General features: G+C 40.6%; 15 protein-coding genes. All 15 read right to left on the minus strand.

Features of this window, described 5'->3' with window-relative positions:
* Nucleotides 1-103: 103 nt before the first annotated feature.
* Nucleotides 104-1,270, minus strand: a complete 1,167-nt coding sequence (locus tag RBB56_RS05745) for an amidohydrolase (RefSeq protein WP_306721426.1) — start codon at nt 1,268-1,270, stop codon at nt 104-106.
* A gap of 70 nt (nt 1,271-1,340) precedes the next feature.
* Nucleotides 1,341-1,544, minus strand: coding sequence for a holin (locus RBB56_RS05750; RefSeq protein WP_306722101.1), 204 nt, complete (start codon nt 1,542-1,544; stop codon nt 1,341-1,343).
* Nucleotides 1,545-1,768: 224 nt separating this feature from the next.
* Entirely contained in the window at nt 1,769-2,500 is a 732-nt protein-coding gene (locus RBB56_RS05755) for a hypothetical protein (RefSeq protein WP_306721427.1), read from the minus strand.
* Nucleotides 2,501-2,769: 269 nt separating this feature from the next.
* Nucleotides 2,770-3,879, minus strand: coding sequence for a M23 family metallopeptidase (locus RBB56_RS05760; RefSeq protein ID WP_306721428.1), 1,110 nt, complete (start codon nt 3,877-3,879; stop codon nt 2,770-2,772).
* A gap of 223 nt (nt 3,880-4,102) precedes the next feature.
* The gene (gene hpf / locus RBB56_RS05765; RefSeq protein ID WP_306721429.1) at nt 4,103-4,630 is read right to left on the minus strand and encodes a ribosome hibernation-promoting factor, HPF/YfiA family; all 528 of its coding nucleotides are present in this window, start codon (nt 4,628-4,630) and stop codon (nt 4,103-4,105) included.
* A gap of 395 nt (nt 4,631-5,025) precedes the next feature.
* Complete coding sequence (locus RBB56_RS05770) at nt 5,026-5,472, minus strand: cupin domain-containing protein (RefSeq protein ID WP_306721430.1); 447 nt, start codon at nt 5,470-5,472, stop codon at nt 5,026-5,028.
* 120 nt (nt 5,473-5,592) lie between these two features.
* Nucleotides 5,593-6,918 carry a C40 family peptidase gene (locus RBB56_RS05775; protein ID WP_306721431.1) on the minus strand — a complete coding sequence of 442 codons (1,326 nt, stop codon included), beginning with the start codon at nt 6,916-6,918 and terminating at the stop codon, nt 5,593-5,595.
* 120 nt (nt 6,919-7,038) lie between these two features.
* Nucleotides 7,039-8,265, minus strand: coding sequence for a polysaccharide pyruvyl transferase family protein (locus RBB56_RS05780; protein ID WP_306721432.1), 1,227 nt, complete (start codon nt 8,263-8,265; stop codon nt 7,039-7,041).
* Between the two features lie 201 nt (nt 8,266-8,466).
* The gene (locus RBB56_RS05785; RefSeq protein WP_306721433.1) at nt 8,467-9,519 is read right to left on the minus strand and encodes a glycosyltransferase; all 1,053 of its coding nucleotides are present in this window, start codon (nt 9,517-9,519) and stop codon (nt 8,467-8,469) included.
* Between the two features lie 17 nt (nt 9,520-9,536).
* Complete coding sequence (locus RBB56_RS05790) at nt 9,537-10,502, minus strand: NAD(P)/FAD-dependent oxidoreductase (RefSeq protein WP_306721434.1); 966 nt, start codon at nt 10,500-10,502, stop codon at nt 9,537-9,539.
* Between the two features lie 37 nt (nt 10,503-10,539).
* Nucleotides 10,540-11,259 carry an elongation factor P 5-aminopentanone reductase gene (gene ymfI / locus RBB56_RS05795; protein WP_306721435.1) on the minus strand — a complete coding sequence of 240 codons (720 nt, stop codon included), beginning with the start codon at nt 11,257-11,259 and terminating at the stop codon, nt 10,540-10,542.
* A gap of 90 nt (nt 11,260-11,349) precedes the next feature.
* The gene (locus RBB56_RS05800) at nt 11,350-13,278 is read right to left on the minus strand and encodes a PfkB family carbohydrate kinase (protein WP_306721436.1); all 1,929 of its coding nucleotides are present in this window, start codon (nt 13,276-13,278) and stop codon (nt 11,350-11,352) included.
* A 122-nt stretch (nt 13,279-13,400) separates the two neighbouring features.
* Nucleotides 13,401-14,402 carry a nucleoside hydrolase gene (locus tag RBB56_RS05805; protein WP_306721437.1) on the minus strand — a complete coding sequence of 334 codons (1,002 nt, stop codon included), beginning with the start codon at nt 14,400-14,402 and terminating at the stop codon, nt 13,401-13,403.
* 41 nt (nt 14,403-14,443) lie between these two features.
* On the minus strand, nt 14,444-15,088 hold the full coding sequence (locus RBB56_RS05810) for a YczE/YyaS/YitT family protein (protein WP_306721438.1): 645 nt from the start codon (nt 15,086-15,088) through the stop codon (nt 14,444-14,446).
* A 77-nt stretch (nt 15,089-15,165) separates the two neighbouring features.
* Nucleotides 15,166-16,125, minus strand: a complete 960-nt coding sequence (locus RBB56_RS05815; protein ID WP_306721439.1) for a nucleoside hydrolase — start codon at nt 16,123-16,125, stop codon at nt 15,166-15,168.
* Nucleotides 16,126-16,205: the final 80 nt, after the last annotated feature.

Below are 16,205 nucleotides of genomic sequence, written 5' to 3' on the forward strand. Positions count from 1 at the left end.
ATTATAAATATATTCCGGGTTCTCTAGCTTGCTACACTTTTCGGTTTTTATAAATGCCGGCGAGACATACAAAAAGTAGTCATTTGATTATCTGACTACCTTTCTAACTGTTTACCTGGAATACTATTTCTCCGTTCACTATCGTATAGACGGTTTCTGTTGAAATTTCCATCGGATTACCTGTGAAGATAGCTATATCTGCATCTTTTCCCACTTCTAAGCTTCCGACTCTGTCTGCAACTCCACAAATAATTGCAGGATTTATTGTAATCGCTTTAAGCCCTTCTATAACTCCTAATCCTTTTTTAGCTGCCAGACCGGCGTATAAAGGCAAATATTGAATAAGCGTAACAGGGTGATCCGATATAATTGCCACTTTCACCCCTGCTTTTGTTAGAACTCCGGGGGTTTTAAAATCAGCATTCTGTACTTCAAGCTTACTTCTGGAAGACAAATCAGGACCGACTATTGCATAAAACCCGCTTTGTTTTATTTCATCCGCAATAATGTGACCTTCGGTGCAGTGATCTAATGTCATATCGAGATCAAACTCTTTTGCTATTCGTATCGCCGTTAATATATCATCAGTACGATGGACATGAGCCTTTAATGGTATCTGTTTATTCAGAACAGGCATCCATGATTCCAATTTAAAATCTTCCTCAAAGTATTCATTATTATTTATTGCTTTTTCCTTTTTCAGCTTATACTGTGATGCTCTGAACAACTCCTGTCTTAGCAATGCCGCTATAGACATTCTTGTTATCGGACTCATATTACTTTCTTTAAAATTATTCTTCGGATTCTCTCCAAAGGCTACTTTCATTGCAGCGGGTGCCAAAACGACCATTTTATCAACTACTCTTCCATGTGTTTTCAAAAAGGCAAACTGGCCGCCTACAACATTTGAGCTTCCCGGTCCGGCCATAACGGAAGTTATGCCTGCCTGTAAAGCATTATGAAAGGCCGGGTCAAAGGGATTGATGGCATCTATGGCTCTCAAGTAAGGAGTTACCGGAGTGGTCGCTTCATTGCAATCATCTCCTTCTATTCCATCCTTCTCTTCCGTTATTCCTATATGACAATGGGCATCGATTATGCCTGGCATTACCCATAAGTCACTCGCATCAATAACAAAAGTATCCGGTTTTAAAGTTGTTCTAATTTCCTTACCTACTTCTATTATTTTACCATTTTCTATCAGTACATTTCCCGGATCAATTAAATCACCCGCCATTGTGTATACGATACCATTCTTAATTAAAAGCATAAAATACCTCCAATATAAAAAACAATTGCAATATTATTTGCAGAATTGAAAATATTATGCTTTTCACTCCTTATTCTTTCAATTCCGGTAGTCCCGCTGTCGATGTGAGCAAAGATAATATCCCAGCCAGTGCCGATGCGGATGCCACTATTACCCAATTTACCTCCGACATAACGGCTGCCGTTCCTATTGTGGCTACTGCCGTCTGTGCCACTGTTTTAATCGCTCTGATTCCTGCTGCCTTCGCCCATTTTGCAAATTCATTATTTTTCATAAAATATTTCCTTTCCTCGGCAATTTCATCGATATTGTGATGTGCCGATTTCGTAGACTGCTCTACTACTATCATACGTTCACACAAGCTATTGTGTTCCTTCAAATCCCTTTTTTCTATAAATTTTAGAGCCGATAAAGATTTCTCTCTATCAGCTCTTAGGTTATAAATTTTTATTTATTAAAGTTTTTAAAGATTTAGTAATCTGGTATTATCACACCAACTTATTTGACACAATACACAAGCACACCTCTATATTGTCCGACGGCAGGAAATGAAATTCTTAAACCAGTATCCGGTTTTATCGACATTGTACCAACAGTACCATCCGGTATATCGTTGACAAAATGTGACAAACAGCAATGGTAATCGTGTTCGGGGAATCCGAATGTTGCATTAATGCTGTTGTCTGAAAATAGAATAGTTTCATTTTTAATGACAATAGGCGTTGATAATGACGCAGTTACTATTACAATGGAACCGTATTTTATTAGAGATACACTTCCTGTTATTCCATGGTTAAATGACTGGACGGATGTATGTTTCACCGGGCGGATATCTGCTTTATTTTTTAAACCATTGTTTAGATCTTTTATCTTATCATCTAATACCTTGCCCATTGTAGCATCCAAGGCCTCTCCCGGAACTACTGTGGTTAAATTTTCTGCCAGTGAAGGAGTTAAACCTATCTCCCCCTGGGGACCGGTATCCCCCTTGTCCCCTTTATCGCCCTTTTCACCTTGAGGGCCCTGAGAACCTGTTGCACCGGTATCTCCCGTTAGACCTTGAGGCCCTCTGTCACCGGTTTCACCCATAGGGCCAATTTCACCTTGAGGGCCTACCGGTCCCTGATGTCCGATGGGTCCCCGAGCCTTTACTCCGGTATCTTCATTATCTACATACCAATTTCCATTCGCTCCGATATAGGGAGCATATACACTATTTAAAGTTTCCATTATTTTTTCCTCCTGAATAATTAGTTAATAGTTACTTCGCATGCGGCATTGGCAATATAGAACATTGGTTCGTATTATGCAATAGTAAATATTACTAAAATTATTCAGTAAAACTCTACACATATGCTAATTTCTTTAAGCTACTCTTCTGTACCAGACCTCCATAACTTCGGCGTATCCTCAATTATAATCTCTCCAGCCTTAATACATTCTCCGTAAAATATTCCCCAATAAATAGATTATAATAACAAAGGAGGAAATGAGTAATTTTACCCATTTCCTCTCTTTACATATGCATCCACTGCCGGATCCTTCATCTCATAAATCCGATACCATTCTTTCGTTTCCTCGTTTTTCATTGTTTCCGAACGATTCTTATACAAGAATTTCGTCAACTGATAACAATCGATCCAGATTTCGTTATTTCCCTCTTTTTGTGATTCGTCGAAGATAAGTTGTAATCCCCAGTGCAGATGCGTCACTTTAATGTTATTCACATTTTCCTTCGTACTATATCCCGTGTGCCCCATATAGCCGATAACCTGGCCGGCAGTCACTACACTTCCCTCCTCCAACTCCTTGAAATAAGGGAAATTCTGTCTAAGATGAGCATAATAATAATACCGCTTCCCATCGAAGCTTCGGATGCCCAGACGCCAGCCCCCGTACTGATTCCAACCAATGGCTTCTACATAACCGGACTCGATTGCGATAATTGGTGTTCCCGTCTGTCCCATCATGTCATGCCCAAGGTGCGGTCTGGAATATCCATAGCTTCTGGAGGTTCCAAAGTCATCATAATCGTTATAAGCAAATCCCTTTGCTACAGGCGAAAAGGCCTTTAATCCGTAACATTTCTGCCATTCCACGGCTCCGCTCTCCGTAGCCTTCTGAATCTCATATTCTCCCACGAAGCCATCGAGTACTGCTGTATATGCTTCCAAATAATAGGCATAATACTCCATGTCCTTAGTCAGTTCTTTTATGGTCGCTTCCTTTGTTTTTAATTTTTCTGCTGTTTTCCTAATCTCAGCTACGCTGCCGGAGGGAAAACTCCCCCCATGCTTTGTTCCTACATAGGCAAGGAGTTCAATCCAATCAACATGTACTACAGACTTATCCTCCAACGATTCCTGATAAGTCTCCACATCCCACTTATACGCTTCACACAAAGCTTCATAAGTGATATTGAAATCCACCCATTTAATGAATTTTTTCTCCGCAAACACTTCCACTTCTATCGCCTGGTCCTCATGATCCGGCACATCCTTTTCATAAATACCTTCTCGTAGATATCCGGAAGCCCAGACAATAGCAAAACCAAAAAGAAGAATTCCCTCGATTATGATTGCCTTTTTTATTCTTTTTAAATATTGCATACTTCACCGTCCGGTACACTTCATTGCAATATATGTAAAAAACAAGGCTTCTATGCCCTATAAGCAGATCAGAATAGCTTTTCGTATAAATAATTCTGCATATTAAAGTAACTTTACTCTCCTTCATAGTTATCCAAAAGAGAAAAAGGGACTGTGTCCCATCGATGATAACTCATCCATTTTACCACAGCCCTTTTATATTCTTCTATAAGTTTTCCGAATTCTATAATTCAGGTTCAATCAAACCGTAGGTATTACCCTTTCTCTTATATACAACATTTACCTGATCAGTCTCCGCATTGCAGAATACGAAGAAGCTATGTCCTAACAGTTCCATCTGAATGCATGCATCTTCCGGATACATCGGCTTAATATCGAATTTCTTCGTACGGATAATTCTGATTTCTTCTTCATCCATATAGTCATTCTCAATGAATTCCTTCTTGAAAAATCCCACCGATTGCTTCTGATCTACCAGCTTATTCTTATATTTCTTAAGCTGTCTTTCGATAATCTCTTCCACCAGGTCAATGGAAACGTACATATCATTGCTTACCTGCTCCGAACGAATAATACTTCCTTTCACCGGTATTGTCACTTCAATCTTCTGTCTATCTTTTTCTACACTCAATGTTACATGTACTTCAGTTTCCGGGTTAAAATATTTCCCCAATTTACCTATTTTATCCTCGACTGCTGTCCGTAATCCTTCTGTAACCTCAATATTTTTACCTGCTATAATAAACTTCATATCACTCATCCTTTCGTTGGATTATTGTACAAGCATTATACCATATTTTTACTCCCTTGTACAACAATTTACCCAATTTGTTTTACCTTTAAGACTTTAATAAAGTCAATAGTTTTTTCGACATTTTCTGACAGAAAATACATTTTTATTAGAACTATACAAAACGCTCGTTCGCAAGGTTAGCATAAAAATTAGCTTTCTTTATGCTGAAAACATGTGGATAATGTGTATAACTCCGTGCATAAGTCATTAATGCCCTATTTTAGCTCTTTTCCTATGTGGATAACTTGTGCACTTTATTACACTTATTATATAACTAAATTGTGTCATTTGTATATCTTGTACAAGTTAGAAATTGTCAAGTTGCTTTTTCAAAATTATTCTTTGGATGGTTATCAAAATTCATAATGATCGAACCATTCTTCTTTTGTCCTGAAAACAGTATTATAGGAGTGCATAGCCGGAGCATACATACTATACATTTTTAAATCCAAGCTTCCGATATTCACCACATTATGCCATACACCTGCCGGAACGATTATAGAATAACCTTCAAATACTCGATGCTGAATGTTAATGCAGTCATAGCAAGAACCCATGAAAACAAATGCCTCTCCCTGTTCAATATATAAAAACTGATCCGAATTATAGTGTACATCCAAACCTGTTTCTGTATTGACGGGTACAGACATAAGCGCGAATTGCATATTCTTACTGGTCCACCTCGTCGTATAGAAAAGTGTATTATCAATTGCCTCTTGCCTTGAGTCAGTAATATAAGGAATAGCGCCTTCCCCTATCTCGATTTGATTATCGGCAGATTCTCCGATATAATAATCCATATGATTACTCCTTGAAACTTTTATAGTACTTATTATATGATACCAAGGTCAAAAGGGCATGCGTTTCATAAAAGAGAGGATGTCTCAAATCCAGACATCCTCTTCGTATTAATCATATTATTAAAAAATTCTTCTTACAGAAAGCGGTGTTCTATAGTTCGCATTTGACACGATAATACCTGTTTTAGAGGTAGACGCATGAACAATCTGACCATTTCCTATATACAGACCCACATGACCTGAATAACATACAAGGTCACCTGGCTGTGCATTCTCCAAACCATTTACTGCAGAACCTACATTTCTATCTGCTGCTGATGAATGAGGCAGGCTCACACCAAAGTTCGCATAGACACTCATAACGAATCCGGAACAATCCGCTCCATTCGTAAGGCTCGTACCACCATATACATAAGGATTGCCAACGAACTGAAGGGCATAATCAGCAACCGAACGTCCTGTACTGCTGCCACCGCTGGACGCATATGTAATCGTCTCTTTAGAAGAGGAATTATTAGACTGCGATGCTCTCGCTGCCGCTGCCTGTGCTGCTCTTCTTTCCGCTTCTTCCTTAGCAAGCCTTGCTGCTTCTTCTTCCTTGGATTCCGCCTTTACGAATTCGGTAGAAAGATTCACATAATCGGTAGAAACATAGCCATCGCCTTCTTCAATATTTACTTCGATCCAGCCTTCCATTTCTTCCGTTACTATTAATTGATCTTCAATCGGTATCAAACCAAGTACTGCAGCATCCATACCCGGTTGCTCCCGTACCTTTAATGTCGTTGTTGTTACTGTTGCAATTCTCGTTCCGACTTCTTTCGCTAACTCGATTGCCGCATCACCTGTCACACAATATTCCGCTTTCACATAGCCTGTCACAGAACCGGAACTAATTTCATACCATCCATTGGATTCAGAGATGAATGCTCCTACTGATTTGTCATAAAGCTTTCCAAGTATTTCACCGTCCTCACTCGGAGTACTTCTTACATTAACATAATCATTTACTTTCGCAATAACGAGGCTCTTGAAGCTTTCTTCCTCAGCTTTTTTATCTAATTTTTTCTCTACACTTTTTAAGATATGTTCATCGACTTTGGATGTATCTACATTTTTTGTCTCTTCGATGACTTTTTTCTCTGCACTAGCTGTTTCATCTGCGGAGGCCTTTGTAACGCTTGCTCCCGTTGTCTGTGCATCTGTTTTAGATCCATTGCTCGATACACTTGTACTCGTTGTACTTCCTGATACTACTTTTTCTGTCTCCGCTACATCCTTTATTGTCTTCAAGGACGTTGCATTTGATGCCAATGTATAATCAATACCTACAGACGGCAATACCGTCGTCACATCCGCCGCTGCATTTATCTTCATGTCAATACTTGAAAATGTAAGAACTGCTGTCACGGCACACATTACAATTTTCACGTTCTTCTGTCTCATACAGGAAATACCCTCCGCTAATTATTAACACTAGTGTTAAAATTGTTACAAATTTATTACATCTGTAAAATAATATAGCATTTTTGTAATACTTTGTCAACGACAGGATATATTTTCCAGTTACTTTTTAACTATACAATTCCATATCCTTTCTATTTCTTCTCCTGTTTTCAACGCCTTATTTATATAATCCGGCATAACTTCCTCCAAATGCTTTTTCATATCCTCTTCATAGTCAGACATCCATTCATAGGCATCGATTAAGGCATCTACGCTCTGTAACTGCTGCACCGGTATAACATAGTTGTCATATGTACCGAACAGGTCTTTAGCAATTCCTTTTGCTTTCACAGAATACCCTACCACCAGTGTGGGGACACATGACGAATAAGCAGCAATTGTTGCATGAGTTCTCGCCCCGATAAACATACGGCATCTTGCAATATATCCTTTCAACTCTTCACAAGTCGCATCTTCAATTACAATCACTCTACCCGTATCCTTAAAAGCCTCATATAGCTCCGCAATTGGTTTCCTATCATCATTTCTCTCCCATACCACATGAGGAATCAAGGCAATCTGCATATCTGTAGTCTTAATAATATGACGAAGCAGCGCCTGATAACTAGACATTGTAATCCCTTTTGTGCTCTCATTATCTTGTATCATAGGACTGACATTAATACCTATTGTATTCCCCGGCGCAAAACCTTCCGGGAGAGGAAGTTCCTTTTTTCCTAATGTAAACGCCGGATCCGGAAAAAGAAAAAGTTTCTCTTCCGGTACTACCTGCTTCAGCGCAGCATAAGTCATAGACTCCCTCGCAATAATCGCATGGTAACGGTTCATATCCTCCGTGAGCATGTCCTTCCATTCCTTCTTATTAAAAAGCTCCGGCTCAATAGAGCATCCCAGGAGCACCGTTTTCGTTCCTCGTGCATTAAATGCTTTATTTGACAGAACCAAATCTTTGATCATCGTATCATAGCAATAATTATCGCCGCCAATCGAAATAGCGAGCGGATAAATTTTCTGTCCAAACGCAGCACGATATCGATAACGAAGAAAAGATTCCGGATCCTTCTTCACTTTCCTCCATATATAATACAGTACATGAGCGATTCTATGCTTTGAAAAATGCCTTTCCTGCACTAATTCACATAGGGGCGCCTCCTTCACGCAGGCCAACGAATACTTTCGATCCTCCGCTTCACTATTGGTCAATACTACAAGCGCTTTCTTCGACATATGACACACGCTGTTTACAATCGCTTCACAGCCATGATTACCACTTCCTGCATGCATATATAGTAATATTTTATTTTCCCTGGTTTCATTTTCTGTCATTGCTTCATTCTTCTCCCCTGTATTCTTCCCAAACTAATAAAATTGCTCCTTACTAACACTAACGCCGTATATAACAGTTCAGATACCTTCACTGTTACATGCAAAAATCCATGAGAATCGCCTACGGCGATGGGATTTTTGCCAGCAGCATTTACGTTTTCTTACGGTCAGCGCAGTAAATGCGCAGACCTATCTGAACTGTTACCGTCGCATATCATATAAGATAAACAATAATCGCGCCGCCTTAACAGAAAAAAAGCACGGCCTTCTCAATATAGCATATAAAAATCTGTTCACTTTATTTTCCACAATAACCGGAGTTTTTTCTACAATCTCCCGATTCTGCCTGCAAATTTCACGTACTTTAAGAAGATAGTCTTTCCTTCCACCTCTAATTTCATTTTTTAACGCAAGGAGCAAGAGATAAACATACTCCTTCCTACTTTGCAGTTCCCCATTTTTTCTCTTTTTATCCTTAAAGATATCTTGTATGACAGAATACAACATGCGTATTCCTTCATACATCTTCTTATCATACTTATGAACCATAGATTCATTATTATAAAAATAATGATAAAATAATGCGTCCTCCATGATAACCAACCGCCGACAATCGAGCAATGCCGGTAAAACAATATTAACATCTTCCCCCATCGTAATCTTAGGATTACAATACTTCATATTATCTTCTATCAAACTTCTGGAAAAAAGCTTCATACATCTGGACATAGAAATTTTGCGGTTTTCATGCCCGAGCAAATGGTTCTTTATATCTTTTTCCAACAACTCTCCTTCATATACCCCCGGAGCGAGATCATGGTAATGCTTCGTCTCTACTCCATTTCTCCCAGCTTTGGCATCCTCTTCGTTAAGGCGGTTAATTACAAAATTGCAGCAAATAATTTCTTTTCTATTCACATCCCCTTGTGCTGCAGCAACAAGAGGAATCATTTTTGAAAGCATATCCGGTTCTACCCAATCATCACTATCCACAAAACAGAGATACTTCCCCTCGCTCACCTTTACACCGGCTTGCCAAGCAGAGACCAATCCTCCATTTTCCTTGTGGATCACCTTCACTCGCTTATCCTCTCTCGCATATTGCTCACATATAGCTGGCGAATTATCCGGGGAGCCATCGTTTACAAGTATAATCTCTATATTTTCATATCTCTGGTTTACCAGGCTATTCACACATCGCCTTAGATAGGCTTCTACATTATAAACAGGAACAATAATGCTTATTTTATGCATTGCTTCACTCCGCTCTTCTATAGAAAATAACTTTGAATGCTCGTTATCGCATTGGCACCGTCGGCTACGGCCGTAATAATCTGTCTGAGTTTCTTCGTTCTGGCATCCCCTGCAACAAAGATTCCGGGAGTTCCCGTCGCACAATCCTCATCCGCAACGATATAGCCTCTCTCGTCACGCTCTACAACGTCTTCGAAGCTTTCCGTATTAGGATGGATACCTACCGCAATGAATACTCCATCTACCGCGAGTTCCTTTTGTTCCTCCGTCTTTAAATCACGAAGGAGGATACTCTGTACCTGGTCTTCTCCCTTTATCTCTTCTACTACTGTATCCCAAATTACCTCTATATTCTCAATCCGCTTCATGCTTTCCTGTAAAATATTGGCCGCCCGAAGCTCATTTCGTCTATGAATTAAATATACCTTCTTACTCGTTCTCGCTAAGAAAATAGCATCTTCTACCGCAACATCACCACCACCCACAACGGCAACTGTACGGTTCCTAAAGAAAGCCCCATCACAGGTAGCACAATAAGAAACACCCATTCCGGAAAACTTTTCTTCTCCCTCCACTCCTAACTTAGCGTGAGATGCTCCCGTAGCGATTAAAATTGTCTTCGCTTCATAATTTCCCTGACTCGTTTCTATTAAATGTGCACTTTTCTTCTCACAAGCAGCAAGTTCCATACCGGCTGCCTTCATATCCTTTGTTGAGCACTCATCAACGCCCTTAATACCGAGCACCTCTGCCTCAACAAATTCAATTTCCATATTATCCGCATGTTCTCTGAACTTCAGCCCCATATCAAAACCATTGATTCCGGGAAGTCCCAGGTAATTATCCACTTCATAAGTGGTAAGCACCTGTCCTCCGCTCATGGTACTTTTTTCTAAGACCAAAGTTTTAAGCCCTGCTCTTTTCGCATATATCGCCGCTGACAATCCTGCCGGTCCTGAACCGATAATTATTAAATCATACATAAACATTACCTCTTTCTTTCTAATTTTCACTTTTACTTCAATACCACCCGCCATCTATGGTAATTATCTGCCCTGTCATATATTCCGGAGCATCCACAAGCTGCATAATCATCTTCGCTACTTCCTCAGGGCTTCCAAAACGGTCCGCCGGTATTTCCTCTGCCAAAGCCCTCTTTTCTTCCTCATCAAAGCACTGGTTCATCTTAGTATCAATTATCCCGCAAGCAATTCCATTTACGCAAATATGGCTCGGCGCAAGTTCCTTGGCGAGAGCCTTTGTCAAACTGTTCACCCCGCCTTTTGAGGCGGAATAGGCTACCTCCATAGAAGCTCCTACATTCCCCCAAACGGAGGATATATTGATAATTCTTCCCGCTTTCTTCTTAAGCATAAGGGGAATCGCACATTTACAAGTATAAAAAATAGAATTCAAATTGGTGTCCATAACTTCCTGCCACTGGGCGATTTCCATTTCCGATAATAAACCGATATAGGAAACACCCGCATTATTTACTAGTACCTCTAAAGAAGAAATCGATTCAAATACGCGATTTACCTCTTCATAGTTGCCCATATTGCAAGTATATGCCATACAGCGGATTCCATAATTCATTTCCAGCTCCTTTTTCACTTCCAGAAGCTGCTGCATGGACTTCCTGCATGTTATATGCAAATCATATCCTGCCTGTGCCAGACTCTTTGCTGCCGCCCGGCCGATTCCGCGGGAAGCCCCACTGACAAATGCTGTCTTATTCATATAATATGATACACCTCATCGTTACGTCCAATTACGACCTTTCTAATTCCTCATTATACTTTATATATCCATTTTTTTCTACTTTTTCAGCTATTTTGTATTCTTTAAGGTATTTTTACCACAAAAGCTATCTATTTCTTCTTTATATAAAGAAAGTCCTCTCCGATCCACCATGGCAGGCTGTACTCCTTGTCTGGCAACGCTTATACCCGCCGCATAAGTAGCAAAACCGATTGCCCGTAAGATACCATTTCCTTCACTTAGGGAAACTGCCAGAGCACTGATAAAGGCATCGGCTGCACCGGTAGTATCCACCGGATGAAAGTCTGCTGCCGGGAAATAGCCTTCATAATGATCATTTTTCAAGTAACAACCTTTGTGCCCTAAAGTGATAATGACATTTTTCACTCCCTTTTTAACGAGAATATCTGCCTTCTCCTCAATTGTTGCTGCTTCCGGAATCAATTGCTTTACTTCCTTTTCATTGGGAACAAAATAATCGATATTTTCAAATAGGCTTTCTTTCATTTTCTCCACAGAGGAAGGTTTTAAAATGACCTTTACCTTTTTCTTCTTACACTTTTGTATCGTATATTCCACTGTTTCTTCCGAAATCTCCAATGTCAGCAAGCAATACTTCGCATCATCCAGAAGCTGTTCATATTGCCGCACCTGACTGCGGTCAAGCTTTTCATTAGCACCGGGATAGATTACAATAGTACTTTCGCCATCAGCTGCAACATTGATATATGCTTTACCGGTAGGGATAGCATCATCGAAAACGACTCCGTCCGTTTTCACACCGCTATTCACCAGGCTATTATATATCTCTTTCCCGTCGCTGTCGTTTCCAAGCCTTCCTATCATATAAACGAGCCCTCCCAGCTTGCCCGCTCCTACCGCCTGATTCGCCCCTTTTCCTCCGGGCAGGGAAATAATATTCCGAGATCTTACCGTTTCTCCTCCGGTAGGTATATGGCTAACATTTATCATGCAGTCCATATTCATGCTGCCTACTACAACAATCTTCCCTCCCTGTTCATGCCCGGTGGGAACCATAACGCTGTTTCTCTCACAAATATCAGGCTCTATTTTTTCCCTGCATTCATAAACAGGCTTTCTGCCCTCCATTATCTGAATCAGAGCATTTACTGCAGCATTGCCAACTTTTAGTGCTGACACATGGACCGCCGTCATCTTCGGATATGACTTTTCTGCAAAAGAGCTGTCCCTCACACTGATTACCGATATTTTATCAGGAACAATATCTCCCCGTTCCCTTATTTTCTCGTAAACAACATTTCCAATCTCCGCATTTGCACATATTACAGCCGTTATATCCTCATTCAGACATTTGGATATCCCTATGCTTATAATATCTTCTTCTGTTCCAAGAAATATCCATTCCTTATTCGGCGAAACAAATCTCTCCTTATATGCTTTGAGATAACCGGCCATTATCTCTTCATCCCCCGCTTCCAGCAGACATGCAATTTTATTATGTCCCTTTTCAAGCAGGTAATTAGCCGCAAGATAGCCTACATCCCGCATATCGAAATAGATATCCGCTGCTTTATTTTTTCCTGTTCTACTCTTTTTATCTAGAATCTGTACGGCAGGTATCTTCATATCTTCAGGCAGTTCTCCCGCCTGGCAAACAGAAATAATACCATCCACCCCTTTATTCTTCATTATCTGATAATACTTCTCTTCCTTATCTTTGTCACCTGCCGTATTACATAGCATAATACTGTATCCATTTTCAATGGCGGCAGCTTCTATGCGATACAATATATCCTGCACACCATAGGTACTATCGGACAAAAGGACGCCTATTATATTCGTTTTAGGGGCCATACTGTTTATGACCTTGGAATAAGGCACATATTGGTATTCCTTAATGACTTCCAGAACCTTTTTTCTCGTCAGTGCACTTATATCCTCATCTTTATTATGAAGAATCTTGGATACGGTAGACGGCGACACACCGCACAGCTTAGCAATGTCTTTAATGTTCATACGGGATTCCCCTTTCCTATGTAAAATATAGAAATTACTTAAACAAGTATATCACATTTTGCAGATATTCGTAATGCGAAAAAAGCATGAAGATTCCCCCATGCTTTTCATGATATGTAAAACTATTGTTCGATAATTGTTTTCACAAAGAGGTTCATGAATTTCTTTCCATCGATGCTTCTGGCAATTCTCGTATTTTTATGCTCCTTTTTCGGATTTCTGACAATCTGTCTGCCAAAATAAGCGACCGTCTGTCCTCTGGCTATCTCACCCTCCAGCTCCACGTCCACAAACACTTCTTCCGTATATTCGCAAAGCTCCGGGTTCGCTGCCAGTGCCAGAGTGATTACGTCATCCATAGGGAAGCCTCCAAGCTGAAAGAACTCTCTCCAGATATCGATATATATAGGAAACTTGTCCGCAATATAGTCCACTACGGCACCCTTGCCCTCATATACCATTTCTGCAAGATGATCTCTTGTCATCATCCCATCCGCAAATTGGTTATTTTCACATACATCCAGCGGAACGAGAGTTATCTTCATATCGGAGTTAAGTACAATTTTCGCTGCTTCCGGGTCTGCCCAAATATTATATTCCGTCACCGGAGTAATATTCCCGGATATTTTAAAGGCACCACCCAAAACATATGCTTCCTTTATTTTCTCCGCTATGGAAGGATCCTTTTGCAACGCCAGAGCAATATTGGTTACCGGTCCGGTAGTCACCAGTACAATTTCACCCGGTCTTTCATTAAATGCATGAATCAAATAATCCACAGCATTTATTTTCTCCGCTTCCTTTTCCGACTTCTTGGCTGTCTCGTTGAACTTGTCCAAACGTGCGCCGAACTTCCACCTGAGCTCTTCATCGAAGTTGACTGGATCACCATCCACTCCCACCGCCTTAGGTGCGAGCATCTTCGCAGCCCCCGCATAAACCGGAATATCTTTTCCCGTAAGAGCTACCGTATTGAGCGCTACATTTACCGCCTGCTCAATACTCCCACAGGCACCATTCACCGCAGTGATTCCGAGAAGATTAATATCCTTACTAAGTGCTCCGTAGAGAACTGCCAATATATCGTCCCCAACAGAATCAATATCCAAAATAACATCCACCATACAAACACCGCCTTTCACAGTGTGAAAATCTTATTTTCACACTATCCTCTACTATCTCTCAACACCTTATCCGTCACCTTATATACGTATGGTCTGACAAACTGTACCGCAGGCCCAGTCATAAAAGCCGCCACTACTGTTCCTACCCCGACAATTCCACCGAGTAGGTAACCAACAACTACAAACGTGATATCACATACTACCCTGACTATGCGGTAAGAAAATTTAAGCTTGTTACTGATCACCTCAGACACCATATCAATGGCTCCGACACCGAGGCCCGCCCGTATATATGTGGCAATGCCAACAGCCATAATAAGACAGCCTATTAAAATCATCAATATTCTAATTGCGATCCCCGGCTCTCCTTTAATAAAGAAGTCCAGCAAAAAGCTGACAAAATCTGCCGTATAGCCGATTCCGAAGATAGCAAGCAGGGATGATAAATTAATATAAGATTTATCCACTATAAAAACGATGAACAAAATCACTATGTTGCTCAGAGCCGAGGCCGTCCCATAACTTACATGAAAGACATTGCCAAGTCCAAGCTGTAATACGCTGGCAGGATCTACCCCCAACTGGCTATAAAGGAATATACCAACACCCACACCGCATATCATAAGCCCCACAATTGCTACTAAAATCTGTAAAACCAGCTTCTTTTGAAATATTTTTCCTTTCACAGCATTATTATCTCCTTATTCTTTAACTTCTCTACCTTTACATACATCCACAAAAGTTTTAATCTAAAGCGTAATAATTAATCCAAAGCTTTCATTGCTGCAAAAAAGGCTTTCACATATTTCTCCCGGTCCACATTAAGCAATACAGTCGTATTTTTATCCGCTTTTTCACCGAATATTTTTTCTTTATATCCTATCGTATCCACTACGGTCATCCCCGTTGTCAGTTCTCCTGTCGTTTCCACATCCACATTACAAGTTACACTGGTAAACATCTCCGGATAAAGCAGTGCCGCAACAGCGGTAGGGTCATGCATCGTACATCCCGGGAAGCCTTCTACCTCATAATGATAGCGGCTGAAATAATCAATCAATTCTGCCGCAAAAACAGAAATTTCATTTCCCTGAGCGCGCAGAACTTCGTTCTCTTCTCTCGTAATATAAGCTTTATGCGTCACATCCAGCCCAGCCATAATAATAGGAAGCCCGGAATTAAACACAACCTTTGCAGCTTCAGGATCCGCCCATATGTTGTATTCTGCCGCAGGCGTCCAGTTACCCATATAAGCACCGCCGCCCATGATGGATAACCGTTCTATCTTCTCCTTTAAATCAGGCCTTAAAATGAATAAAGCAGCGATATTTGTCAACGGCCCGATAGGAACAAGCGTTATCTTTTCCGGGGACTCTTCTATCGTCTTAATCAGAAGCTCAAGTGCTGTCAGTTTAGACGGTTCAAATCCGCATTCCGGCAAAATCGGTCCTTCCAGTCCCGACTCTCCATGCACTACTTCGCCTCCTACTACCAGCTTTCTGATAAGTGGCTGTTTCGCTCCCATAGCCACAGGAATATCCAGCCTGCGTGCTTTCGTCAATACTTTAATGGTATTAGCCGTTACCTTTTCAATGGTCTGATTCCCAGCCACCGTTGTTACCGCCCGTACTTCTAACTGCGGCGATGCCAACGCCCATAAAATTGCCATCGCATCATCGTGACCCGGATCACAGTCTATAATAATAGGTATTTTTTTACTCATTTTATCACCTTATTCCTTCTTGAATATTTCCGCTTCGGTAACTGTTCAGTACCTTCACAGTTATGTGTTTCGTTCATAAC

Origin of the sequence: Kineothrix sp. MB12-C1, assembly GCF_030863805.1 — a bacterium.
In the GTDB taxonomy this organism is placed as follows: Bacteria; Bacillota; Clostridia; order Lachnospirales; family Lachnospiraceae; genus Kineothrix.

What these genes read in the sequence shown, in the direction of transcription:
- RBB56_RS05815 (WP_306721439.1), bottom strand. Translation starts at nt 16,125, where the DNA reads ATGAGTAAAAAAATACCTATTATTATAGACTGTGATCCGGGTCACGAT.
- RBB56_RS05745 (WP_306721426.1), bottom strand. Translation starts at nt 1,270, where the DNA reads ATGCTTTTAATTAAGAATGGTATCGTATACACAATGGCGGGTGATTTA.
- RBB56_RS05785 (WP_306721433.1), bottom strand. Translation starts at nt 9,519, where the DNA reads ATGCATAAAATAAGCATTATTGTTCCTGTTTATAATGTAGAAGCCTAT.
- RBB56_RS05780 (WP_306721432.1), bottom strand. Translation starts at nt 8,265, where the DNA reads ATGACAGAAAATGAAACCAGGGAAAATAAAATATTACTATATATGCAT.
- RBB56_RS05805 (WP_306721437.1), bottom strand. Translation starts at nt 14,402, where the DNA reads ATGGTGGATGTTATTTTGGATATTGATTCTGTTGGGGACGATATATTG.
- hpf (WP_306721429.1), bottom strand. Translation starts at nt 4,630, where the DNA reads ATGAAGTTTATTATAGCAGGTAAAAATATTGAGGTTACAGAAGGATTA.
- ymfI (WP_306721435.1), bottom strand. Translation starts at nt 11,259, where the DNA reads ATGAATAAGACAGCATTTGTCAGTGGGGCTTCCCGCGGAATCGGCCGG.
- RBB56_RS05755 (WP_306721427.1), bottom strand. Translation starts at nt 2,500, where the DNA reads ATGGAAACTTTAAATAGTGTATATGCTCCCTATATCGGAGCGAATGGA.
- RBB56_RS05750 (WP_306722101.1), bottom strand. Translation starts at nt 1,544, where the DNA reads ATGAAAAATAATGAATTTGCAAAATGGGCGAAGGCAGCAGGAATCAGA.
- RBB56_RS05775 (WP_306721431.1), bottom strand. Translation starts at nt 6,918, where the DNA reads ATGAGACAGAAGAACGTGAAAATTGTAATGTGTGCCGTGACAGCAGTT.
- RBB56_RS05770 (WP_306721430.1), bottom strand. Translation starts at nt 5,472, where the DNA reads ATGGATTATTATATCGGAGAATCTGCCGATAATCAAATCGAGATAGGG.
- RBB56_RS05760 (WP_306721428.1), bottom strand. Translation starts at nt 3,879, where the DNA reads ATGCAATATTTAAAAAGAATAAAAAAGGCAATCATAATCGAGGGAATT.
- RBB56_RS05790 (WP_306721434.1), bottom strand. Translation starts at nt 10,502, where the DNA reads ATGTATGATTTAATAATTATCGGTTCAGGACCGGCAGGATTGTCAGCG.
- RBB56_RS05800 (WP_306721436.1), bottom strand. Translation starts at nt 13,278, where the DNA reads ATGAACATTAAAGACATTGCTAAGCTGTGCGGTGTGTCGCCGTCTACC.